This is a genomic window from Flavobacterium psychrotrophum (assembly GCF_003403075.1).
Classification (GTDB): domain Bacteria; phylum Bacteroidota; class Bacteroidia; order Flavobacteriales; family Flavobacteriaceae; genus Flavobacterium; species Flavobacterium psychrotrophum.
The window spans coordinates 1,593,885-1,618,142 of the sequence record NZ_CP031557.1; the positions used below are offsets into that span (position 1 = coordinate 1,593,885).

Here is a 24,258-nt window from a genome sequence, read left to right on the forward strand (position 1 = left end):
GCTGAAATGAATAAGGAATGTAATATTACAAAAAGCCCACAACTTAAAATGTGGCAATGGATTACTATAGCCTCCCTTACTATTTTATCTCACAGGATAAATTCGCAAACATTTGAAAAAGCCCCCCCCGCATTGACTATCGCAAGCCAGGGTAGTTTTGCCGTAGGTGGCAAGATAGTGACCAATTCAGAAGGCAAACTGTTTCACGGCGACCATGCCTACGTTACCTACCAGGTTCCTGTTAATTCCCGCAAATATCCGCTAATATTTGTCCATGGTATCGGACAGTTTTCAAAAACGTGGGAAACAACACCGGATGGACGGGAAGGGTTTCAGAATATCTTTTTACGCCGGAATTTCAGTGTGTATCTAGTGGACCAGCCACGTCGCGGCAACGCCGGGCGCAGTACCCTGACAGACACTATCAGGCCGGAATTTACCGAGGAATTTTGGTTTAACCGATTTCGTTTAGGCGTTTGGCCCAGTTACTTTAAAGGCGTCCAATTCAGTCATGATAAAAATGCCCTTGACCAGTTTTTTCGCCAGATGACACCAGACACGGGCCCATCTGATTTTGAGGTGTACACGGATGCCTATGCCGCGCTGGCGGAAAAGATCGGCCCCGCCATTTTAATAACCCACTCAATGGGCGGCCCCATAGGCTGGCAAACGCATTTAAAAACGAGCAAGATAAAAGGAATCGTTTCCTATGAGCCGGGGGGTTATTCCCTTTTCCGGAAGGTGAAAGACCTGTACAGGCCAATACAGAAACACGGGCAGCTGAGGTAACGGAGCTCCCACTATTGAAGTTTATGGAGTATACAAAGGTGCCAATTATGATCTATTATGGGGACAACATACCGGCCAATCCAACCGATAACCCCCATCAAAACGACTGGCTCTTCCGTCTTAATCTAGCTAGGGAGTGGGCCGCTGCAGTTAATAAGCGCGGCGGCAATGTTACAGTTGTCCACTTGCCTGAAATAGGGATATACGGTAACACACATTTTGCTTTTTCAGACCTGAACAATATTCAGCTAGCCGACCTCTTATCAGATTTTCTAAAAAAAAATAAACTTGATTAAGCACCCATGAGCATAGCAACAAATCAGTACTTAGAATCAGGCAGCGTAAAATGCCTGATTATGGGTCTAATGCTACTCTCGTTTACTCATGTTCATGCCCAACACAAACTGACCAGGCTTTGGGAAAGTGAACCGACACTTGCAGTGCCCGAATCTGTACTGGTTGTACCGGACGGCCTTTATGTTTCACTAGTGGATGGCCAGGCTTTAGAGAAAGACGGAAAAGGGGGAATAGCAAAACTGGACCGTAACGGAAAAATTATTAATGCCTCATGGGTTACCGGTTTGAACGCTCCAAAAGGAATGGGAATATGGAAAGGCAGGCTGTATGTAACAAACATTTCTGAAGTTGTCGTCATTGATACCGCCACGGGAAAAATAGAGTCGAGAATTCAGGTTGAGGGGGCAAAAGGGTTAAATGATATTGCCGTCGATGACAAAGGCTCAATATATGTGTCTGATTCAGAACTTGGCAAGATCATTCAAATTTATAATGGCAAGCCATCTTTATATTTTAGTGGCTTATGCGGAGTTAACGGTTTATGTGCAACAGGCAGGAACTTATATGTGCTCACAGACGAACACGTCTACAGGATAAACCCGCAAAGAAAAATAATCGCACTAGCAAATATCCCAAAAAAGGGGGGCGATGGCATAGTAGCGCTCGGGAAGGGTAATTTCCTGTTCACCATTTATAGTGGCCTAGCTTACTACCTTGGAAAGTCAGGAAATGAGGAACTGCTACTAGATACTGAGGCCGACGGGATAAACTGTGCAGATATAGGATACGATCCGGCAAATCAAATCGTTTTTGTGCCTACCCTGTTTAAAAAATCAGTGGTAGCCTACCGGTTTGAGCAGTGAGTATTGAAATGTAAACAAAAAATATGAATAATGAAGAAATCACTTTTAATCATAGGGGCAGGAGAAGGCTTAAGCCTGGCAACTGCCGAAAAATTTGGTAAGGAAGGATTTGCTGTAGGTTTGATCAACCGCGATAAAAATAAGGCAGCAGTAATATTGAAAACGCTGGCTGAGCAACACATAGATGCCTATTCAGAAGTTGCAGATGCAACAGACTATATCAGTCTGGAACATGCCATCAGGGAGCTCACTAGGCAATTGGGAGGTATTAGTGTATTGATATATAATCCCGCGGCACTTAAAAACAAAGATATTTTAGACGTTGAGCCGCAGGAGTTCATGGATGATTTCAAGATAAATGTTGGTAGTGCTTTAAAAAGCATTCAGTTAACAATTGCTGATTTGAAAGTAAGTAGTGGTACAATCCTCCTGACCGGAGGAGGTTTTGCAACGCATCCCTCATTTAAAAATGGTACGCTTTCCATAGGAAAAGCCGGTATCAGAAACCTTGCCCTTCAATTAAATGAAAAGTTGGGCCAAGAAGGTATTTATGTGGGAACACTAACTATTACGGCTAAGATAACCCCAGATAGTACAAACCATAACCCGGTAAAACTAGCCCAGGCTTACTGGGAAATGTTCAACGACAGAATTGAGGTTGAAGTAATAATTTAAAACTGATTTTTATGAAATGTACTTTCAAGATGACGGTTGCCTGTTTATTCTTTTTCGGGATACAAGGCCAAGCAAAGAATATTGTTAAAGATTCTATCTTTCCGAAAGGAAAATTGACACCGGCAAATTTTACAGGAAAGGTTTGGGTGCTGCCCCTTCTTGCCCAAGACAGTACTTTCAACCTTGTTGCCGGTAATGTGACCTTTTCGCCAGGTGCACGGAGCAACTGGCATACCCACAATGCCGGACAAATCCTAATGGTAACCGAAGGTACGGGTTACACACAGGAAAAAGGTAAGCCCATACGTATAATCCATAAGGGTGACGTAATCACCTGCCCGCCAAATGTCGAGCACTGGCACGGTGCATCAAAGGACAGTGCTATGACTCACATATCCTTAAACCCTAATGCTGACCGTGGCATTGGGACCTGGCTAAGGCCTGTGTGCGACCAAGAGTATGATGGACCCAAGGAAACAGATTAATAAAAGACGCTATGAAAAAAATTTTGACCTTATCGGCATTGATAATAACTAGCCTCGCATCCAACATAAAAGCACAGCATATTATGGACAATAACAATAAGCTAGATTGCAGACAGCAGAGCATGGTTGCCATTTCAGCACTAACCGCCGTTGGCAATATAGAACAGCTTAAAGGGTACCTCAAAATTGGCATGGACGCGGGTTTAACGGTCAACGAAATAAAAGATGAACTGATACAACTTTACGCTTATTGCGGTTTTCCGCGCAGCCTGAATGCAATCAATGCCTTTATGGTTGTTTTGGACGAGCGCAAGGCAAAAGGTATACATTATCCGGAGGGCAAAACTGCGTCGGCGTTCAATGATAAAGACAAATATCAAACCGGTAAAAAAAATTTGCAACAACTTACAGGGACTGACGAGAAGTATCTTACCGGTGTGAATGCTTTTGCGCCGGCCATTGATTCCTACTTAAAAGAACATTTGTTTGCAGACATTTTCAGCAGCGATGTGCTGACTTTTCAGCAAAGGGAACTGATAACAGTTTCAGCCCTAGCCGCATTGACCGGGGTGGAGGCGCAATTAGAGGCACACATTGGAATGGGTATGAATACAGGTATGACGGAAAGTCAATTTAAGGAGGCGTTTATAATTATCGACCAAGCCGTAAACAAGGCGCAAGGAGATATGGCACGTAAAACGCTGGATAAAGTGCTGGACAGTAAAAAACAATAATTGAGTATTATGAAAAAGGAGGTTGTAACGCTCGCATCAATTTGGCTCTCCTGGTACAATGCTACCCATATCACAAAAAGCACTGTAGATTCAAGCTGCGGGATGGTAAAAGACGTCACTTTCGGACCAGCTATAAACGCTGTGTTAAATAAGCAGATCGACGAGGCCCTACCTCAATAAGTAGGACTACAGCCGATACTTTTGTTTCCGAAGATAGTTGCACATGCTAAAACAAAGAGCATTAAGATCACACCAAAGTAAATAGTACACAATCTAAGATGTGCAAGACGGTATTATGAACAAGCTGTTAAGGTTACAGCCAGCCCCTTGTTGCTGATGTAGCGCCATTGATTTACTCAGTAATAATCAACTAAACAATAAGGAATATGGAAAAGGGAAGTGAAAACAGATCTAGGAGAAAGTTTCTAAAACAGTCAACTGCTTTTAGCGCTGGCATGGTGCTGGGGGGTGGACTAAATTTATTCGCAGAAACCAAAAACAATACTATTATTATGAGTAAAATCAAATCGAATGGCTATGCTGGCCGTGATGCGAAAAGCAAATTAACGGTCTGGAACTTTGAGCGCCGAGCCGTAGGCAATAATGACATATTGATCGACATTAAATTTTCTGGGATTTGCCATTCTGATATCCATACCATCCGTGGCCACTGGGGTGAACAAGTTTACCCCCAGGTACCGGGCCACGAAATTGCAGGCATTGTAGCAGCAGTAGGTAAAAATGTAACCAAATTCAAAGTCGGCGATAAAGCCGGTGTGGGCTGCATGGTAGGCAGTTGCATGAAGTGTACGAGCTGTAAAAATGGTGAGGAACATCACTGCGAGACAACCGGCATGGTGGGAACGTATGGGGTGCCGGACAAATCTGATCCAACCGGCATCACGCAGGGAGGCTACTCGAATAATATCGTTGTCGATGAGCACTTCGCAATCAGGATTCCGGAAACAATAAGTCTGCAAAATGCAGCGCCCCTTTTGTGTGCGGGTATCACTACCTACTCACCCCTGATGAATGCTAAAATCCAAAAAGGCGATAAGATTGGCGTTGCTGGTATTGGCGGCCTTGGGCATTTGGCCATTAAGATTGCCGTAGCGAAAGGGGCTGAAGTTTATGCTTTTACCACCAGTGAAAGCAAACGCTATGATATCTTGGGCTTTGGTGCTAAAGAAGTAATCCTTGTGGATTCATTGGATAAGTTGACGCCCTATGCCGGAAAACTAGACTATATGATCTCGACCATACCTTATGCTTTTGACCTTTCGGCTTATGTTACCTGCGTGAAACCATATGGTCACTTTACTCAGGTCGGCCAGCCTATCGAAGGGAAACTGGAAATCAGCAATACGAATTTTATGTTCAGCAGGGTAAATTATAACAGCTCGCTCATCGGTGGCATACCGGAAACCCAGGAAGTGATGGATTATTGTGCACTTAACAAGATTTATCCTGAGGTCCAAGTTATCAAGGCATCAGAGATAAATGTAGTTTGGGATAAGCTGGTAAATAAAGAAGCAAGATACCGTTATGTAATCGATGCGGAGACAATATAAATGTAAGCTATGAAAAATAAACTTAAATCGACAATGTTGCACATTGGCATATTGTTAGCTGCGAGTGGTTGTTACGGGCAATCCGGCGACCGTTCATGGTCTGTGTATAAAAGCGGTGAGGGTAGCACCAATTACTCACCTTTAACACAGATTACAGCGACAAATGTAAGTCAGCTGAAACCAGCCTGGATATTGAAATTGAACGACAAAAAGTTTGGTGTTGAACCCGGTAAAAGTGAATGTAACCCGATAATCGTTGATGGAGTGTTGTATGCAAGTTCTGCAAACCAAAGTGCGTACGCTGTGAACGCTGCAACCGGGAAACAAATATGGTCTTTTGACCCATTGAACGGAAAAAATGGCTCTGAGGTAAACAGGGGGCTGACGTACTGGGAGGACGGCAACGAGAAAAGGATATTGATGTCGGCGGATAACAATCTTATCGCACTGGACGCCCGTACCGGCAAATTGATTTCTGGTTTCGGCAACGGCGGCAAGGTAGACTTAAAGGTTGGCCTTCGCAGTAAAGATCTTAACTCATTTTACGTATCTCTAACTTCCCCGGGCGGCATCTACAAGAACCTTATCATAATAGGCTGCCGTGTACCGGACACCTACGGGTCGCAACCGGGATACATTCGTGCTTATGACTGCAAAACAGGTAAATTGGTTTGGACCTTTCACACGGTTCCAAATCCCGGGGAATCGGGATATGAAACCTGGTCAAAGGATGCCTACAAAAAAGTGGGAGGGGTAAATAACTGGGCAGGATTGAGTATTGACAGCAAGCAGGGCATAGTGTTTTTGGCATTGGGTTCTCCATCGTACGACTTTTATGGCGCGGATAGAACAGGTGAAAATTTGTACGGGAATTGCGTGGTTGCGCTGAATGCCGCTACAGGGCAGCACATTTGGCATTTTCAGACCGTACACCACGACTTGTGGGATTATGACCTTCCTGCACCGCCTGCACTGATCACAATCACAAAAGATGGAAAAAAAATTGATGCTGTAGCACAGATCACTAAACAGGGTTTCGTATTCGTATTCAACCGGGAGACAGGAATTCCCATATTCCCTGTGGAAGAACGCAAGGTTCCTGTTTCACGCATGCCGGGTGAAGTATCCTCCCCGACACAGCCTTTTCCGGTAAAACCCAAACCTTTCGCCCGGCAATTGGTCACAGAGGCAGACCTGAGTAATTATTCGGCTGCCGACCACGATTCGTTAATTAGACAATTCCGGACAATGCGTTACGAAGGGTTGTATTCTCCACCTGATATGCAGGGTACCTTACAGCTGCCTGGGACAAGGGGCGGTGCAGAATGGGGCGGTGCGGCTTACGATCCTGCGACTAATTTACTTTATGTAAAATCTACCGAAGCGGCTGACCTAATCACGATTAAGAAAGGTAAAAAGAACGCGTCGGTCGAAGAAGCGCAGAAAACGGCTGATAGCCAGTTTGCGCCTGATGCCCGGGGTGCTGGGACAAATGAATACGTGAACACTACAGGTTACAAAACATGGAAAGATCCAAGTGGCAATCCGGCTATTACTCCACCCTGGGGTACGCTTAGCGCCATAAATATGGCGACAGGTGATTACGCATGGCAGCTCCCGTTGGGGAATGATAGCGGGCGGCAGGCGAAAGGTGCTCCCGAAACCGGACAGGAAGGCAAGGCAGGGCCGATAGTTACAGCGGGGGGGGTCATCTTTATTAGCGGCACAGAAGATAAACAGCTCCGTGCCTTAGACAAGCTTTCAGGAAGACTGCTCTGGCAGTACTCGCTGCCTGCCATTGCAAATGCGACCGCTTGTACGTATGAAGCCGGCGGCAGGCAATATGTTGCCTTATCCGTAGCAGGTACGCCTGAAAACCCTTCAGGATCTATTATGGCCTTCGCACTCCCTTTAAAATAATTTACTTTACTCCAACTACTATCAACTAAAAACAGTTACTATGAAAAAAACATTAATCTCTCATCTGAAGATACACCTGATGAAAATAATGAAAGCAACAACAACTACAACAACAACTACAACTGACGCAACTTCTTAAAAACAGTCACAACAATTGTAGCAGCGATAGGCTGTTCGAATTTATATGGTATCAAATATACAGCGCTGATAAATTTAGTTCATTTGGATGTACATCCAACCCTTTGCTTGAGAAAGCGTGTAAGGTGAGCGGACATTTAAAGCCCCGTTTGTAAATCAGCGCCTTAAGATCTCGACGATTGAGTTGTTCGGTGCACGACTGAACAATGCAGTGCTAACGATAACGTAAGAGCAGTAATTAAATTGTAAAAAGGAGGGGTAGATAATACGTTCTTTTGTACTTACATACTAAGTTTGGCCAAACTTTGTTTACTGGGCAACACTGTCATGTATTTACTTGCAAAAATTTGCGTATTATTTTCCGGTAGGGTAAATTCGACAACTGCTTCACTTTTATTTTGGCAGAGTATTATGCCTATTGTTTTTCCTTCTTCCTTTAGTTTGATTTTCCTGTCATAATAATTTACATACATCTGCATTTGACCTATATCCTGGTGCTTAAGTTCGCCAATTTTTAAGTCGATTAGGACAAAGCACCTTAGCAACCGATTGTAGAATACTAAATCAACCCTGAAGTGCTTGTCGTCAAAACTGATGCGTTCCTGCCTGCCTACAAAGGTGAAACCTGTCCCGAGTTCAAGGATGAAAGATTCTAGTTTTTCAATTAATTTTTCTTCCAATTCCGTTTCTGAATAGGAAGCTTTTTCAGGTAGGCCAATGAATTCTAATCTGTAGGAGTCTTTTATAGCATCCTGTGGCCTTTCAAATAGTTGCCCCTCTTTGGCGAGTCTCAGGACTTGCAATTCATCTCTTGAACGGGAGAGTCTTGTAAATAGTGCTGAATCGTATTGCCTGTTTAGCTCCCTTAAGCTCCAATTATTTTTTAAAGATTCAATTTCATAGAATTTACGTTCATAAATATCATCGATCCTCATTAACTTAAGGTAGTGTGACCAGCTCAATTGAAAGCTATCATCTTTATAATTAGTATTTTGGAATTCCGCAGACAGTGTCTGCGGAATTGAGTAGGCAAGGTAAAACTGCCTCATTTGCTCAAGGTTTCGCTGAGAAAACCCTTTCCAAAATTTACGATCAGCTTTTTTGACAATTCAGCTATAAGCTGTTTTCCGTAAGCAGCCCTTTCTTTTCCGTTTTGTTCTTCTTCGATAATCATCCTTCCTATCTCTTAATATGTAATTACCATTGTATGGTTGACCGTCTGCAAAACTTTCCTGCGGGCGTCAAGCAACAGGCTTGAGACCTTTTGCGCCAGATTATCGGTATTTATATTTCCCATGACCACATCTTTAGATTATATACCAACCGATAGTCTTTCTTTAAGTCTGCCCATATCTTCGCTAAGTTTATTTTCAATAACCTTAGCGTATATCTGGGTTGTACGAATCGTTGTGTGGCCTAGCATCCTGGATACACTTTCAATGGGTACGCCATTACTAAGCGTGACGGTTGTAGCGAAGGTGTGGCGTGCAATATGGAAAGTAAGTGGTTTAGTAATTCCGCAAACATCCGCTATCTCTTTGAGGTATCCGTTCATTTTCTGGTTGGAGATAACCGGAAATAATTTCCCTTTATTCTGCGCTTTTGGATTATCGCGATATTTTTCCATGAGTGCCTGCGCTTGTGGTAAAAGAGGTACACGAACGTTTGTATCGGTTTTAGTCCTGCTTGTATAGAGCCAAAGCCCACCATCTATACCTGTTATTATATTATCTGGGCTCAGTTCAAAAAGGTCGATATACGCCAGCCCGGTATAGCAGCTGAAGAGGAACATATCCCGAACACTTCCTAGACGCTCAATGTCGAAATCTTTATTGGACAGCCTGGTAAGTTCATCATCCGTCAGAGATTGCCTCTGCACCTTATCAAAGTGTTTCTTAAAGCTGGAAAAAGGATCTTTTGGCAGCCAGTCGAGCATCACGGCAAGGTTAACCATTTTACGGAACCGCTCAATGTGCTTCATGATACCGTTGTTGTGTAGTGCTTTCTGATGGTCTTTGGGCGTATGGTTAGCTAGGTAATTTTCAAAGTCCAATAAAAACTTATAGTTCAGTTCTGACAGTAAGATATCATTCCTGAATAATTTTTCCCTTAAGAACTTATGAAGATATCTTTGGGTGGTGCCATAGTTTTTCATTGTACCTGGGGCAAGTTTACCTAATGCCATCTCATAATGATAATCAATCAATTTACTGAGGGTAAGTGTTTCTTCTTCAACACCTACGAATAGTGATTTTACAACATCAACGGTGACCGGCCTGCGTTTTTGAATAAGGTCATAATAGCCATCTGAAATAATGGTGCGTACTCGTTCGAGGTAGCTATTGAGTTTATTACTCTCTGCTGTCTTACCCCGTGCTCTGCCTCGGACGTTATCCCAGGCTTTGGCATCTACTTTTTGTTTAAGTGAAATTTCTGCTCTCTTTCCATTGATTGTCAAACGAGCATAAATGAGAGCCTTCGAACCTTTTCCCTGTTTTGGCAACCTTATAATAAAGTGAATGCCGAACGTGTTTGTGCTTTTCATCGCGTAATACTTTAAATTAAACCAACTTAAGTACCGACTCAATTCAATTGCTTCGCAAATGGTGGCATTGGCGGGCGTTATTTGGCTCTGAAAAAGTGTTAAAAAATTGCTGTAACAATTTGGTATTCAATTTTTTAACCCTGTTTTTGTGAGTAAATTTTTTCGCATTGAAATTTACTCACCTAATTACTCACAAAAAGATTGATATAAATGCCGTTTTCATTTTAGGGTATAAAACGAAAAAACCCGCAAATACTGATGATTTGCGGGTTTCTGACTGCCGTTGAAGGCTTTTTAGTCGGGGTGGCAGGATTCGAACCTGCGACCTCCTCGTCCCAAACGAGGCGCGATGACCGGGCTACGCTACACCCCGAGTTGTTTTCATTTAGCAAAAATGCTTCCTGAAAGCGGTTGCAAATATAGAACTATTTTTTAATTATCAAACACTATAAGCAAATTTTATTTTTCAATAATCAAAACTAATATCTTTCTATATAAAATAAGCATTATAAGGCATACATTTGCAGTCTGTAAATTCACAAACTTTACTAATCAAAGATTATGTCTGATACTATAGAAAAAATTAAATGCCTTATTATAGGGTCCGGGCCTGCGGGATATACCGCTGCTATTTATGCAGCCCGTGCCGATATGAATCCTGTATTATATACCGGTATGGAGCCGGGTGGACAATTAACTACTACTACAGAAGTAGATAATTTTCCAGGATATCCGCAGGGTATAGATGGCCCTACAATGATGATACAGCTACAGCAACAGGCTGAGCGTTTTGGTACACAGGTACGCATAGGTATGGCTACTGCTGTTGAATTTAGTACCCAGGAAGGTGGCTGGCACAAAGTAACCATAGACAATAACAAAGAATTACTTGCCCATACTATTATTATATCTACAGGAGCTACTGCAAAATACCTTGGGTTGCCAAGTGAACAGCGCCTAAGGGGTGGGGGAGTATCTGCCTGTGCAGTTTGCGATGGTTTCTTTTATCGTGGTCAGGATGTAGCCATTGTAGGCGCAGGAGATACCGCTGCCGAAGAAGCTACTTATCTGGCTAACATTTGTAAAAATGTAACAATGCTGGTACGTAAAGATGTAATGAGGGCGAGTAAAGCTATGCAGCACAGGGTTCAAAATACACCAAACTTAACCGTGCTCTACAATACAGAAGTAGATGAAGTACTGGGCGACCAGGTAGTAGAAGGCCTTCGTACTGTAAATAATGAAACGGGAGAGAAAAAAGAAATAAGTATTACAGGTTTATTTGTGGCCATTGGGCATAAGCCAAATACTGATATTTTTAAAGGGCAGCTGGATATGGATGAAACCGGATATCTAATTACTGAAGCTAAATCTACAAAAACAAACCTTCCGGGTGTATTTGCCTCAGGAGACGTACAGGATAATATATACCGTCAGGCTATTACTGCCGCAGGTACTGGCTGTATGGCAGCACTGGATGCCGAAAGGTATCTCGCTGACATTGAAAGCCATTAATCAATATGATTACCACCAATAAAAAACGGGATTGATTAATCAATCCCGTTTTTTATTGGTATTACTAACGTTTTAAATTGTGCACTTAAGTACATTTAAACACAAATTCTTTTTAATTTATATTCAGCTATCTAAGATTACAAATATTTTACGAACCGCTGTTTAAGATGACATCCGAAAAATTATATATGCTACCTTTACGGCTTATATAATCAACCCGTGAAAATAATACTCCAGATACTTTTATTACTACATACAACTTTTTTGTTTGCACAAAATGTAAATAATCTGGATCGTCTGGAAAAAAGATTAAACGAATTAAGAAATACAAATCCTGAAGAGGTTATAAAAACAGGGCAGTATATTTTAGATCATTCCTCATCAGACCGGCAAAAATCTAATGCTCTTGTATTTATGTCATTTGCTTATTTTGCTAAAAAAGACACTCAAAAGTTTACCGACCTTCTTTTTAAAGCAAAAGAAACAGCCGAAGCAACAAATGATCCGGAAGTTACCACGCAGGTATATGGAACAATTGCCCAAATGTATTTAAAGATTGAATTTAAAGATAAGGCTACAGAATACATACTAAAAGCCATTGACGAAATTCAAAAATTGTCCGAAGGAGATAATAAACATATGCTAAGAGGACTATCTTACATAGAATTAGGGAAAATTGAATTTGCCGATAAGAAATATGGCAGTGCAAACATGCACTTCAGGCATTCTTTAACCGAATTTACTACCATGAACGAGAATTCTCCTTATTTTGTTAAGCGCTCTTATTACAACTTAGCCGATTGTATGTATGAGATGGGTAAGCTGGACTCTTCTTTAGTATATTTGGAAAAGGTTTTGGAAATCAAACAAAACCCTTCTGTAAATCCATATGCCTTGTTTACCCTTGCAAATATTTATACAAAAGAAAAACAATATCAAAGAGCTATCGATACACTTTCGGCAGTTTTAGGGCGCGATGATTTTCAGGATGATACCCTTAAATCAGAAATATATCTTGCAATTCTAAAAAACTATAAAATATTAGGTAACACTAAAAAATATGATTTTTTTAATGAAAGATATTTAGCCCTCAAAAGCGAAATATCTAACAATAATCTTAACACTATTAAAAGCGTCGTTAAGATTGAAGAAAAAAATTATACGAATAAGATTACTTCTGCCCAAAGGCAAAATAACAGGCTGCTAATATTACTTGGACTAACTTTAGCAATTGGTACTGGCATATTGTTGTATTTACGATACAAAAAGAAAATACAGAAAAAACAATATGAAGCCATAATAAGCCAGTTGAACAGAGCAGAACAACCTGAATTACCTCATGTTTTAATGTCTGCTAAAGAAACCGGAAGCCTGGGTATTTCTCCTGAGATAGAGAAGGAAATTTTAGAAAAGCTGGTTAGGTTTGAGCAGTCTGGTAAATTTACAAACCCAAAGCTTAGTATATCAACAGTTGCTACCCAACTAAAAACAAATACAACCTATCTTTCCCAAATTGTAAATAAATATAAGGGGAAGAATTTTAGCGCATATATTAACGATTTACGGATTAATTATATCTGCGATAAGATTCATAATAACCCAGAATACCTTGCATATAAAATTAGTTATCTTGGCGAAGTAGCGGGTTTTACATCTCATAGTACTTTTACAACCACTTTTAGAAGCATTACAGGTATGTCTCCCTCAACTTTTCTTCGAGAAGCAGATAAAAGTAATAAATTACTAAAAGGTGTTGATTTGTAGTTTTTTACATTTATTTTTTAGTTTTAGAAATCAAGGAAACAGAAAGACATACTGTATAAAAAACACGACCTCATTACTACATTTGGATAAAATTTAATTATATGAGAAAAATATTTACATTACTCCTGTTTTCCTATTGTTGTTTTGTAGCCGCACAAACCGGTTGCCTTGAATCAGTAAACGGACAGCAGCCTTATGGGCAATTTAGCGCTTATTGCAATAACAGTTTTCAGAATATTACAACAGTTGCCAAGGCCGGTACTTTTTCTACAGTAGAAATAGGAGCAGGTAAGGCCTATACTTTTAAAAGTTCTATTGCAACAGATTTTATTACATTATCTAACGAAGAAGGAACTGAAGTTATAGCTTTTGGTACCGGCACTTTAGAACTTACACCGCAAACAGACCAGGTTATTCGTTTTTATATCCATTCAGATGATCAATGTGGTAGTGCTACCAATTTCAGGACAAAAAGCGTAAAATGCGACCCGGGACCAGATCCTAATGACCCTGCTGAACCTGTTGCAGGCTGCCTTACAAGTGCATGGTCTAACACAACCATTTATACACCTTTTTGTAACGGTACTGACGAGATGATTACCGATTTTGCCGGGACGGGTAGTTATAGTCCGGTTCAGGTTACGGCAAATACACCGTACACTTTTAAATGCTCTATGCCTACAGACCACATTACAATTACTAATGCTTTAGGTACTGCAATTATTGCCGTAGGCGTTGGTGAAGTTACATGGACTGCCGTTGCCGATGGCGAGGTACAGTTTCAGATATTTCTGGATGAAAACTGCGGCGTAGGCGATTATACCGAAGAGCCTAGGATATTAACAATACATTGTGGTGAACAACAACCTCCATCTGAAGGATGTCTTGAAGCACCAAATGGGCAAGGACCTGTAGCGGTAGTTGTTCCGGCCTGTAACACTACAATAGAATCTGTTGCGCCGGCAGGATATGCAGGCCAATATTCAATGGTGCAGGTAACTGCAAATACACACTATACTTTTTATAGTTCTATTGATACTGATATGATTACCATAGGTAACGAAGATGGTACCACAGTACTGGGCTATGGCTTTGGAACTTATGAGTGGACAGCTGATGTTGATGGCCTTATACGTTTTTATACCCACGCAAACGCTTCGTGTGCATTAGATATCCTTACAAGATCCAGAGCCATTAAATGTGGTAATCCATTTGTGGCAACAGAGCCTGAATTTAATTGTTTTCAGGGAGATGGCCTTAACAGCAATAATTACGAAGAAGGATTATCAATATCAGAACCAGCCTTTTTTGTTGCAGATGATTTTGTTGTAGAGGGTGAATTTGAGGTACAACAAATAAGGCTGAATATGTTTGCGGCAGATGAAATACAAAATATTTCTTTCAGTTTCATGGCAGACAACAATGGTATTCCAGGCGGCGTGGTACAAACAGTACAAAATATAGTACCTACAGAGCAACTGGTTATAGGGGCTAGCAGCAATAACGCTTATTTTATTTACCAGGTTACTGTGGATTTACCAAATCCGTTGACTTTCCAGACAGGGAAATATTGGTTACGCCCTATGGCGAGCTCTATGTTTGGTGCTTACTGGGAAATTACATCTACCGGATCAAGCCACGCAACAGTACAAACCCTGTCACCAGAGCATGATTGGCAGGCAACTAATGTACAGGCTGTATTCTTTATTTCGGGCGAATGCAGTAGCTTATCAACGGATGATTTTAATAAAAACAAAATATCGTTTTCGCCAAATCCTGTAAAAGATGTTGTTACTTTTTCATCGTCTGACGATATTGAAAAAGTATCTATAATTAATATGTCAGGACAACTTCTTAGTGAACAAAAACCGATAGGCGGAAAAGTTAATCTATCTGCCTTGCAAACGGGTATCTATATACTCAAAGCAGTTTTACCGTCTGGAAAGTCAGAAACGTTTAAGGTAGTAAAAGAGTAATATCTGAATTATATTGAAGAAGCCGTCTCAAATACTGAGACGGCTTCTTTTTTATATGGCTAAACGCAAAAAGGTTTTCTTTTGTTTGGTTTTAAAAGTTAACCTGCGCCTGTACCCTGAGCGAATTTCCTTTTTGGTGATTATCCTGCAGGGCATAATCTTCATACTGCCTGTCAGAGATGCAATATTCTGCACTTAGTTCAAAGTACTTGTTTACCTGCCATTCCATTCCCAGGTCTATTTGATGAACTGCGTAAGAGCGGGCATCGGTTTCAAACTTACGGCCGCCATTATAGTACTGGTAGCGCGCAAACGGAAAAAACAGCATATTTTTTACCGGTAGCCTGTAACTTGTCATTACATAACCCCCGTCAAGGTCTTTTTCTACAATAGACAGTGTTGTTTTATCAAACTGTGGGCCACGGCCTATGTTGTATTCTGCCTGTATACCAAAAGGGCGGGGATAGAGTATAAAACTGGCCGCTGCACGCTGGTCTGTATAATTTTTGTCGGCAGTATAGCTAATGCCCGATGTTAGTTGAGAATCATATAATACATAGCGCCCGGCATATCCTTGTAAGCTGGCTTCTATAATCTGGTTACCTATTATAAACGGGTAAGTGGCTCTTGCTACAATGTGCTGACTTTTGTTCATTTCCTGACGGTTTGTTGCCTGGCCGTTATAAACCCCGAATGCTAATAAACCAAAGTCGCCAGATCCTTTATAGTTTTGATTTACAAGATCAGCATATAGTTTTTTAAACTTTACAGGGGTAAAATAAAGAAAAGCACCCAGGTCACGCTCGTTAAGCAGCGCACTGTTCATGGCATCGGCACGGTCCAGCATCAGGCGGTTTCCGCTACTTTGCAGGTTTTCGAACCCATAAGGTACTTTACTTTGCCCTATTCTTACTTTTAAAACATTTTCAGGGTCAAGGCCTACATCTACATAAGCATCCCTAAGTTGGGTATAGTTTCCTGTTGTACTTCCTGTTACGCTTGCTGCAAAATCAGCTTCAAGCTTAAAGTAAATGTTTTGGTATACCTGGCCGAGAATATTTATACGCGCACGCCTTATTGATATGCCTCCATTACCACCCCAGTTAGCATCGCACTGGGCGCATCCCAGGTCATCATTAGTATTAATTAAATTGTTTTGCCTAAACTGTAAATATCCGCGAATACTAAAGCGGTCGTACCACTTCTTTTCTTCAACAGGTTTCTTTTCATTTTGGGAGTGTAATGCGTCTGTAGGCTCAGTTACTGCCACAGAAGTAGTTTTTGTGTTGTTATCCTGTGCATATAAGCTTACAGTACCGGCCATTATCAAGCCCGCACACAGGAGGTGTCGTAGTGTCATGTTTATAGTTCGTGTTTCGGATGCAAAACTATTATCTTAAGATATTTATCAGGTTAATTTAACGTTAACAACTTATATCCTTAACATTAAATAAACTTTCAGGAAACTCTTTATTAATCATTTGGTAACAATATTAAATTTTTATATTCTCATAACATAAAATATGTAAATTCGTTAATGATAAAAACCAACTGTAATGAAAAAAATAGTGGGCCTGTTGCTGGCCCTCGCCGCCATTTCCTGTTCTGAAAAGTATGAGATTAAAAGATCATTTTGTTATTGGAACACATCATATTCTTCGTACAGTTTTGACTTCAATATGGCCGATTCTCTTAAAGTGAGCCATATGTATATGCGGCTTTTTGATGTAGGGTGGAACCCCTACGAAAAAAGAGCACTCCCCATTGCTACTTTATGGGATTTTGCTGATGAGCACAACCGCGGAGAGGTAACACCAAGCATCTACATAACTAATGATGTGGTGCTAAACAGTAACCGCTCGCAGCTTACCGAACTTGCCGGACAGATAAAAAAACGAATCAATACTATTTTAGATAAAACAGAAGATTTTGCTTCAGGCGCTACTGTAGATCGATATAATATAGATGAAGAAAAAGATAATAGATACTCTTGTATTCTAGAAGAAAAGAAAATCTTTAGGGAACGTATAAAAGAAATACTCATAGACTGCGACTGGACGCTAAAGAGCAAGGACAACTATTTTTTTCTTCTCGGAGAAATTAAAAAAACAATACCGCAGTACCAGTTGTCAGCAACAATAAGATTGTGGCAGTATCGTGATTTTGAGAAAGCCGGTGTTCCGCCAACTGACAGGGGATTACTTATGTGCTATAACATGAAAGACCCTGCCAGCCAAAAGACAGATAATTCTATTGGTTCAGCACACGAAATGGCGAAATATGTAAACCATGACGACTATCCCCTAAAACTGGATGCCGCATTACCTATTTTTAGTTGGACACTGGCCTATAGGGGAGAAAAATTCCTGGGTATTGTTCCGGAAGAACATACAAATTTTGAAAGGGATATTTTTAAGAAACGCGACGATACACATTACACTTTTACAAAAGATGTAGTACTGGGAGAAACATATTACCGCAGTGGCGATGAATTGCGGATAGAAAGGGTATCTGATGCCGAAATGGAAAAGATGATAGGCATACTCAAAGATAATGTAGACCTTGAGGATAGTAAAGTGAGTTTTTTTTCGTGGAAAAATAATTATATAAACGATTATGGTATCAAGACAATTTCCGGTTTTTACGAAATGTTTGGCCGTTAGCCTGGCATTGCTTATTACAGTGCAAGCAGGTGCCTGTGGTTGGGGAGACGATTACGAGACGCTTCGACTAGCGTTCTTCAGGCCGGTAACAGATGATGTCCAGAAATTTAGCCCATTCTTTTATTCAGAGCATTATTTCAATGAGTATGACATTCACAGTGATGCCGACCGTCACCGCAATTGTAACGAGTGGAAAAAAAGGCTTGGCAACGCTGTAGACCAAAATAATATTTATGAGTTGCAATACAAAACGGTTCCTGAAAAATTTCAGTCGGCTTACGCATTGGGTACTCTTGCCCAAGTTTTTGCAGGCAATACTTTTGTAAAAGCACTACTTAAACCGGAAAACAAAGCACTACTTGATTATTTTGCGTTTGCCAAACAAATGGAATATACAGGTAACCCTCAAAACTCGAAGTGGGAATCGTGGGATGAAGACCGGAGCAAAGACTGGTGGGAGCGGGCAGAAGATCTTCCAGAAAGAAAAGTTTTTAAGGCTATCGAAGATAAGCTACCTGGTATTAAGGATAAATTTTTACAGCAGCGTTATGCTTTTATGCTGATACGCTATGGACGCAGCGAAAACATATTACCGCTGTATGATTCTTATTTTGCCAGTGATAGCACCGGTACGGTTTTAAAGCCATGGGCATTACTTTTCAGGGCATACATGACAGAAAATAAAGCTGAACAAAATTATTACCTAAGCCAGTGTTTTGATACCTGCGAAGAAAAAGTGATTGCAGTTTCTCAGGCTTATAATTATGAGGAGCAGGAAGCCACAATGGCATTTGCCAAGAACGATCATGAACGTGCTGTAATACTTGCCCTTGGTGCTATGCGTAATCCCGGTCCCGGACTAGATGTACTTAAAAAGGTATATGGATATGACCCGCAAAGCCCATACCTAAAACTTCTTACAGGCCGCGAAATTAATAAACTGGAAGACTGGGTATTATTCTCTCAGATAAAAGATTCAGGGCCTGATGTCTCTAATAACTACTATTCGGATAGTGATGATGAATTTCAGAAAAACAGGCAGGTAAATTATATAAAAGACATGGCATATCTGGGTAAAGTCAGAGAATACCTTATCAGTATTTACGAGGCTACGCCATCAAATAATAAAGATTATCTGGCCGCAGGTATTGCGCATCTTAGCTTTATAGATGATAATATGGCAGATGGCTATAAGTATGCTTCTGCGATAAGCGACAAAGCCCCGGATGCCGTTAAGGTTCAAAAATACATAGAGCTTGCACTTGTAGTGGCCAGGCAAGGCGATATTCAGGATACTGTGGTACAGCAAAAACTGGTAGAGGCTTTTGATAAACTGGAAGATATGGTTAAGGTTAAGTCTTCCTATAACAAGAGTATGTATTCGTTATTGGTCGTTTTGTCCTCAGAATACAATAAACAGGGCGATATGGCTACAGCGGGATTATTGTTTCTTAAATCGCAAACGTATAAATATAATTATGGAGAGAGCGATATGTACTGGACGCCAGATGACCTTGATAAAGCCCCGGCCTATGAGCATATTGCTTATTTTGACCGCTTTGCTGCCCTCAAGGATATGGATAAGGTAGTGGCATTGATTGATAAAAAAGATAAAACACCTTTTGAGGCTTTTATTTGTCAAGGTACAACTACTAACCGAAATTTTTACCTCGACCTTAAGGGTACTATAGCTTTCAGGCAAAATAACCTGCCGTTGGCGTATGATATTTTTAAAGAAATTCCGGACTCTTTTTATAAAAACGAATGGGATTATAAATATTACCTTAATGAAGATCCTTTCTATCCTAAGGTGCTTAACTATGCTAAAAAAGGGAATCCTTTTGAATACAATTTCAATAAAGCAAAACTTCTAAAGAGGATATTAGAACTGCAAAAGAAAACAGATACAGAAAGTTACATGCAATTAGCCCATGCATATTACAATTTAAGCTACAGGGGTAATTCATGGCTAATGCAATCTTATTACCAAGGGTATATGTATTACGATGCTTATTTTGGAAAGATTGCTCCTAAAAAGGAAGAAGGGTATATGGCGGGTAATTACAAAAACTTTACACTTGCCAAATACTATTATAAAAAGGCATTGGATACAGCCAAAAGTGATGAACACCGCGCTATGGCCAGCCTGATGCTGTATGTAATAAACAATCCGGGAGATTATGAAAGCAGGTACTGGGGAGAAGAAGTTAAAAAACACGAGCCGGGCGATTACCTGAATGATTTTTACGGAAAATATAAAAATACCAAAGTATTTAAGCGATACAGTTGCCCTGAACTTGAGTATTATTTGAAGTAAGCACTAAAAGTGATTTATTTTAATAAATTTGCAATAACAATACATCTTTATTATGTTACAGGAGGCAGATACCATAGTTACAAGCAGTCTTGAAGAATATTTCTCAAAATTCAGGGAAAACATCATTGGCGTAAGCCAGGAATTTACCTCGCCTTATGGCCTTAAAAAAATGGTATATACAGACTGGACTGCCAGCGGCCGCCTGTATCGCCCTATAGAAGATAAGATTGTAAATGAGTTTGGCCCTTTTGTAGCTAACACGCATACCGAAACTACTGTAAGTGGTACGGCCATGACAAATGCTTACCATGAAGCACGCCACATCATTAAACACCATGTTAACGCAGGATCTGATGATGTATTGATTACAGATGGTACAGGAATGACAGGTGTTGTAAATAAATTTCAGCGCATACTGGGGCTTAAAGTACCAGAGAATATGAGGCCACACACCACTGTACCTGACGAAAAGCGCCCTGTGGTATTTATTACCCACATGGAGCACCACAGTAACCAGACTTCATGGCTGGAAACCATTGCTAAAGTAGTAGTAATACCCGCCTGTCCGCAGGGATTAATTTGCCTGGACAGCTTTAAAGAACTACTTGAAGAACATAAAGATTATACATTAAAAATAGCTTCGATAACAGGTTGTAGTAACGTTACAGGAATAAAAACACCCTATTCTGAAGTCGCAAAACTGGTACATCAGTATAATGGTGTTTGTTTTGTAGATTTTGCCTGTAGTGCGCCTTATGTACAAATAGATATGCACCCCGAAGATGAAGAGGCATATCTTGATGCCATATTTTTTTCGCCGCATAAATTTTTAGGTGGGCCAGGTACTTCTGGTGTACTTATCTTTAATAAGAAATTGTACAAAAACATGGTACCTGATCATCCGGGGGGAGGAACCGTAAGCTGGACCAACCCGTGGGGTGAACATAAATACTTAGATAATATTGAAGAGCGTGAAGATGGTGGTACACCGGGCTTCCTTCAGGTAATCAAAACGGCACTTGCTGTTAAGCTTAAGGAACAAATGGGCGTGCACAATATACTGCAGCGCGAGAAAGAAATTACCGATTATGTTTTTGAAACACTGGGTAATGTTCCTAACCTTAATATCCTTGCTCCACAGCATACAGAAAGGCTTGGTGTTATTTCTTTTTATATTGATGGTTTGCATTACAACCTTGGGGTAAAAATGCTAAACGATAAATTTGGCATACAAACCCGTGGCGGATGCAGCTGCGCCGGTACATACGGGCATTTCCTGCTGCACGTAGACCAGGAGCAGTCAAACTACCTGACAGATAAAATAACGGCAGGCGACTTAATTCAAAAGCCGGGATGGATCAGGATGTCTATTCACCCTACGACTACCAATGAAGAAATACAGTTTGTATGCGAAAGTATAAAAGCCATGGCTCAAAATTTTGAAGCCTGGAGTGCAGACTATAACTATGTTCGCGGTACTAACGAGTTTATACACAAAGAAGAAGTAAATACTACTGATGCATTAATGCAAAAGTGGTTTACTTTATAAATATCCCAATTGATTAATGATTTAATGTACTTATTATTTAGCATATCAATTGGTACATTAAATCATTGATGTATTGTCACATTATTAATTTCGACGGTGCTTAAAGCGCTTGTGCGTCCATAAATAGTATTCCGGTTTTTCTAATATCTGTGCTTCAAGCATTTTCATAAAACGGTCAGATATTTCATAATTAGGTATTTCTTTAAGATTGCCCTCTACAGGTATAAAAGTACAGCTGTAATGACCACGCTTTACTTTTTCTATTTTTGCAAAGATCATATTAAGTCCCAGCTTTTTAGACAGCATTTCTCCGCCAACGTGTATAGGTACTTCCATACCGAAGAAATCGCCCCAGTGTATGGCAGAGTTCTTAAGCGGACTTTGATCTGTTATAAAGCCATAGACACCTTTAACGCCGGTACGGGCGTTTTGACGCATTGTAGGCACCACTTCGCGCACGCCTATTAGTTCGGCCTTGAACCTGCCGCGTATTTTGCGTACCAGCCTGTCAAAATATTTATTGCGCATAGGTTTATAAATGCCATAACCCGTATGAGAAATAAAATTAGTATTCATTTGCAGCAGCCATTCATAGCTTGCATAATGCCCCACAAGCATAGCAATACTCTTACCTTGTTTTTCAAGTTCATGCACTACTTCAAAATTAGTAAACACAAAGCGCTGCTTAATTTCTTTTTGCGATATAGAAAGCGCCTTTGCCATTTCGGCAAAATTGTCACAAAAATGGTGGTAGAATTTCTTTTCGAGCACCTTTCTTTCTGTCGCGTTTAAATGGGGCAGGGCAAGCGCAAAGTTTTTACGCACCGTTTTTTTTCGGTAGCCAATAATATAATATACGATGACATAAACCGCGTCAGACAATAGATATAAAAGCCTGAAAGGTAATATTGATATAAACCAGATTATGGGGTAGGCCAACAGGTAGGCGAGTAGTTGCATTCGGCAAAATAATTTATACAAAGATAATAGATTATTTAATCTTAAATTTTGTGCGGCTTATTTTACAGTACAGATAATATTTTATTACTTAGCACTACAAATACATTAATATTATATGGGACTCGAATTTGTAGTTTTTATCATTATTGGCATCAATGCACTGGTTAGCTTTAAAGGCTTTAACGACATGGCTTTCTTCCGTAAATATGAATTTCACGTAGGCAGTATCCGCGCCGGCGACCAGGTACGTATGTTTACAAGTGCGTTTTTACACGCCGATTTGCAGCATCTTATCTTTAATATGATAACGCTATACTTTTTTGGCCCTACGGTTGTATATTATTTAGGCACTCTGGGTTTTGTAATGGTGTATTTAATAAGTCTTGTTGCAGGCAACCTGCTTACGCTTTATTTTCATAAAAACGATTACAGCTATCGTGCCATTGGTGCATCCGGAGCAGTTATGGGTATAGTGTTTTCATCTATTCTGCTAAATCCGCATGCAACAATAAATTATTTTATACCTGCTTATCTCTTTGGGATATTTTATTTATTGTACTCTATTTATGGTATGAGGGCTAAGAACGATAATATAGGTCACACAGCGCATTTTGGCGGAGCCATAGGCGGTTACGCCGTTACGCTGGCACGTATGCCCGAGCTTTTTTATACCGAAACCATCTATGTAATCATACTGGCCGTGCCTATTATTATCTTATTTATCATGGCAAAAATGGGTAAGCTGTAAAACTGGCACGCATTTTGGATTTCTGTAAGAAAATAACAAAAACAAATAAACACTATGAAAAAGATTTTCCTAACCGCATTAGTATTTACCGGCGTTCTTGCAACGGCACAGGTACAACAAAACACACCTCCGCAAATTAACGTTTCCGGTGAGGGCAAAGTATTAGTAATGCCAGATCTTGTAGACATTAGCGTAGGCGTAACAAACACCGGTGCAGATGCCGCAAGCGTTAAAAAAGCAAATGATATAGCTATAGATGCTGTAATTAAATACCTGAAAGCCCAAAAGCTTGATGCTAAAGATTACCAGACGCAGCGTGTAAGCCTTAACAAGAATTATGACTACGACAAAAAGAAATACAGTTTTGTGGCATCGCAAACCATCATTATCCACCTTAAGGACATTACCAAATATGACACTGTAATGCTTGGCCTTACCGATGCGGGAGTGAACACTATAAACGGTGTTACTTTTAAAACATCTAAAGAAGACCAGTATGAAAGCGAAGCCCGTGTTAAGGCAATAGCCGATGCGCGCAAAAAAGCTGAAGATTACACTAAGGCTTTAGGCAACAAGCTGGGCAAAGCATTATTGGTTACAGACAATTCTCAAACTTATTACCCTGTTATGCACGCCGCTGCTATGTACAAAACAGAAAATATGGTTGCTGATGCAAGAGAAACACTTGCACCCGGAGAAATAACCATTACTGCAAATGTAAACATTGCTTATGCCCTTGAATAAAGGAT

20 protein-coding genes, 1 tRNA gene and 1 pseudogene are annotated in these 24,258 nt (G+C 40.4%); 16 read left to right on the forward strand and 6 right to left on the reverse strand.

Annotation, left to right across the window (positions count from 1 at the left end; all coding sequences use genetic code 11):
• The first annotated feature begins 6 nt into the window (after positions 1-6).
• The 8 genes from DYH63_RS06965 (at position 7) to DYH63_RS06995 (ending at position 7,334) form a co-directional block, all read left to right on the forward strand.
• The gene (locus tag DYH63_RS06965; RefSeq protein WP_205528286.1) at positions 7-789 is read left to right on the forward strand and encodes an alpha/beta hydrolase; all 783 of its coding nucleotides are present in this window, start codon (positions 7-9) and stop codon (positions 787-789) included.
• 23 nt (positions 790-812) lie between these two features.
• The gene (locus tag DYH63_RS21435; RefSeq protein ID WP_205528287.1) at positions 813-1,085 is read left to right on the forward strand and encodes an alpha/beta hydrolase family protein; all 273 of its coding nucleotides are present in this window, start codon (positions 813-815) and stop codon (positions 1,083-1,085) included.
• A gap of 6 nt (positions 1,086-1,091) precedes the next feature.
• Entirely contained in the window at positions 1,092-1,949 is an 858-nt protein-coding gene (locus DYH63_RS06970; RefSeq protein ID WP_116788120.1) for an SMP-30/gluconolactonase/LRE family protein, read from the forward strand.
• Positions 1,950-1,979: 30 nt separating this feature from the next.
• Positions 1,980-2,624 carry an SDR family NAD(P)-dependent oxidoreductase gene (locus DYH63_RS06975; RefSeq protein WP_116788121.1) on the forward strand — a complete coding sequence of 215 codons (645 nt, stop codon included), beginning with the start codon at positions 1,980-1,982 and terminating at the stop codon, positions 2,622-2,624.
• A 113-nt stretch (positions 2,625-2,737) separates the two neighbouring features.
• Entirely contained in the window at positions 2,738-3,109 is a 372-nt protein-coding gene (locus DYH63_RS06980) for a (R)-mandelonitrile lyase (protein ID WP_240409073.1), read from the forward strand.
• An 11-nt stretch (positions 3,110-3,120) separates the two neighbouring features.
• Positions 3,121-3,843, forward strand: a complete 723-nt coding sequence (locus tag DYH63_RS06985) for a carboxymuconolactone decarboxylase family protein (RefSeq protein ID WP_116788123.1) — start codon at positions 3,121-3,123, stop codon at positions 3,841-3,843.
• A 386-nt stretch (positions 3,844-4,229) separates the two neighbouring features.
• Entirely contained in the window at positions 4,230-5,414 is a 1,185-nt protein-coding gene (locus tag DYH63_RS06990) for an NAD(P)-dependent alcohol dehydrogenase (protein WP_116788124.1), read from the forward strand.
• Between the two features lie 9 nt (positions 5,415-5,423).
• Positions 5,424-7,334 (forward strand): pyrroloquinoline quinone-dependent dehydrogenase, encoded by a 1,911-nt coding sequence (locus tag DYH63_RS06995; RefSeq protein ID WP_116788125.1) that lies wholly within the window; start codon positions 5,424-5,426, stop codon positions 7,332-7,334.
• Positions 7,335-7,753: 419 nt separating this feature from the next.
• Here the strand turns inward: DYH63_RS06995 and DYH63_RS07000 are convergent, their stop codons facing one another.
• The 4 genes and pseudogenes from DYH63_RS07000 to DYH63_RS07010 all read right to left on the reverse strand — a co-directional run bounded on the left by DYH63_RS07000 (position 7,754) and on the right by DYH63_RS07010 (position 10,390).
• Positions 7,754-8,275 carry a PDDEXK nuclease domain-containing protein gene (locus tag DYH63_RS07000; protein WP_439952040.1) on the reverse strand — a complete coding sequence of 174 codons (522 nt, stop codon included), beginning with the start codon at positions 8,273-8,275 and terminating at the stop codon, positions 7,754-7,756.
• 81 nt (positions 8,276-8,356) lie between these two features.
• Positions 8,357-8,646 (reverse strand): annotated as a pseudogene (locus DYH63_RS21830) (DUF1016 N-terminal domain-containing protein); the annotation flags it as partial.
• 138 nt (positions 8,647-8,784) lie between these two features.
• The gene (locus DYH63_RS07005; protein WP_116788126.1) at positions 8,785-10,017 is read right to left on the reverse strand and encodes a site-specific integrase; all 1,233 of its coding nucleotides are present in this window, start codon (positions 10,015-10,017) and stop codon (positions 8,785-8,787) included.
• A 298-nt stretch (positions 10,018-10,315) separates the two neighbouring features.
• Positions 10,316-10,390 (reverse strand) — tRNA-Pro (locus tag DYH63_RS07010).
• A 188-nt stretch (positions 10,391-10,578) separates the two neighbouring features.
• Between DYH63_RS07010 and trxB the strand changes: the two genes are divergently transcribed.
• The 3 genes from trxB (at position 10,579) to DYH63_RS07025 (ending at position 15,272) form a co-directional block, all read left to right on the forward strand.
• On the forward strand, positions 10,579-11,532 hold the full coding sequence (trxB, locus tag DYH63_RS07015; RefSeq protein ID WP_116788127.1) for a thioredoxin-disulfide reductase: 954 nt from the start codon (positions 10,579-10,581) through the stop codon (positions 11,530-11,532).
• Between the two features lie 219 nt (positions 11,533-11,751).
• On the forward strand, positions 11,752-13,296 hold the full coding sequence (locus DYH63_RS07020; RefSeq protein WP_162926953.1) for a helix-turn-helix domain-containing protein: 1,545 nt from the start codon (positions 11,752-11,754) through the stop codon (positions 13,294-13,296).
• A gap of 101 nt (positions 13,297-13,397) precedes the next feature.
• A complete protein-coding gene (locus tag DYH63_RS07025; protein WP_116788129.1) occupies positions 13,398-15,272 on the forward strand; it encodes a T9SS type A sorting domain-containing protein in 1,875 nt (624 codons plus the stop codon).
• A gap of 91 nt (positions 15,273-15,363) precedes the next feature.
• Here DYH63_RS07025 and DYH63_RS07030 read toward each other — a convergent pair whose 3' ends face one another.
• Positions 15,364-16,632: a porin gene (locus tag DYH63_RS07030; protein ID WP_116788130.1), complete on the reverse strand. Its 1,269-nt coding sequence runs from the start codon at positions 16,630-16,632 to the stop codon at positions 15,364-15,366.
• Between the two features lie 196 nt (positions 16,633-16,828).
• Between DYH63_RS07030 and DYH63_RS07035 the strand changes: the two genes are divergently transcribed.
• From DYH63_RS07035 to DYH63_RS07045, 3 genes are read left to right on the forward strand one after another with little or no spacing between them, the layout of a single operon-like run.
• Entirely contained in the window at positions 16,829-17,935 is a 1,107-nt protein-coding gene (locus DYH63_RS07035) for a hypothetical protein (protein WP_162926954.1), read from the forward strand.
• Complete coding sequence (locus tag DYH63_RS07040; protein WP_162926955.1) at positions 17,889-20,252, forward strand: hypothetical protein; 2,364 nt, start codon at positions 17,889-17,891, stop codon at positions 20,250-20,252. The genes DYH63_RS07035 and DYH63_RS07040 overlap by 47 nt, the downstream gene beginning before the upstream one ends.
• Before the next feature lie 52 nt (positions 20,253-20,304).
• Positions 20,305-21,801, forward strand: a complete 1,497-nt coding sequence (locus tag DYH63_RS07045) for an aminotransferase class V-fold PLP-dependent enzyme (RefSeq protein ID WP_116788133.1) — start codon at positions 20,305-20,307, stop codon at positions 21,799-21,801.
• A gap of 84 nt (positions 21,802-21,885) precedes the next feature.
• On the opposite strand, the gene DYH63_RS07050 is transcribed toward DYH63_RS07045, so the two are convergent.
• Positions 21,886-22,761 carry a lysophospholipid acyltransferase family protein gene (locus DYH63_RS07050; protein ID WP_116788134.1) on the reverse strand — a complete coding sequence of 292 codons (876 nt, stop codon included), beginning with the start codon at positions 22,759-22,761 and terminating at the stop codon, positions 21,886-21,888.
• 115 nt (positions 22,762-22,876) lie between these two features.
• Between DYH63_RS07050 and DYH63_RS07055 the strand changes: the two genes are divergently transcribed.
• Together DYH63_RS07055 and DYH63_RS07060 are read left to right on the forward strand one after the other, a co-directional pair.
• Positions 22,877-23,509, forward strand: a complete 633-nt coding sequence (locus DYH63_RS07055; protein ID WP_116788135.1) for a rhomboid family intramembrane serine protease — start codon at positions 22,877-22,879, stop codon at positions 23,507-23,509.
• 54 nt (positions 23,510-23,563) lie between these two features.
• Positions 23,564-24,253, forward strand: coding sequence for an SIMPL domain-containing protein (locus tag DYH63_RS07060; RefSeq protein WP_116788136.1), 690 nt, complete (start codon positions 23,564-23,566; stop codon positions 24,251-24,253).
• The last annotated feature ends 5 nt before the right edge of the window (positions 24,254-24,258 follow it).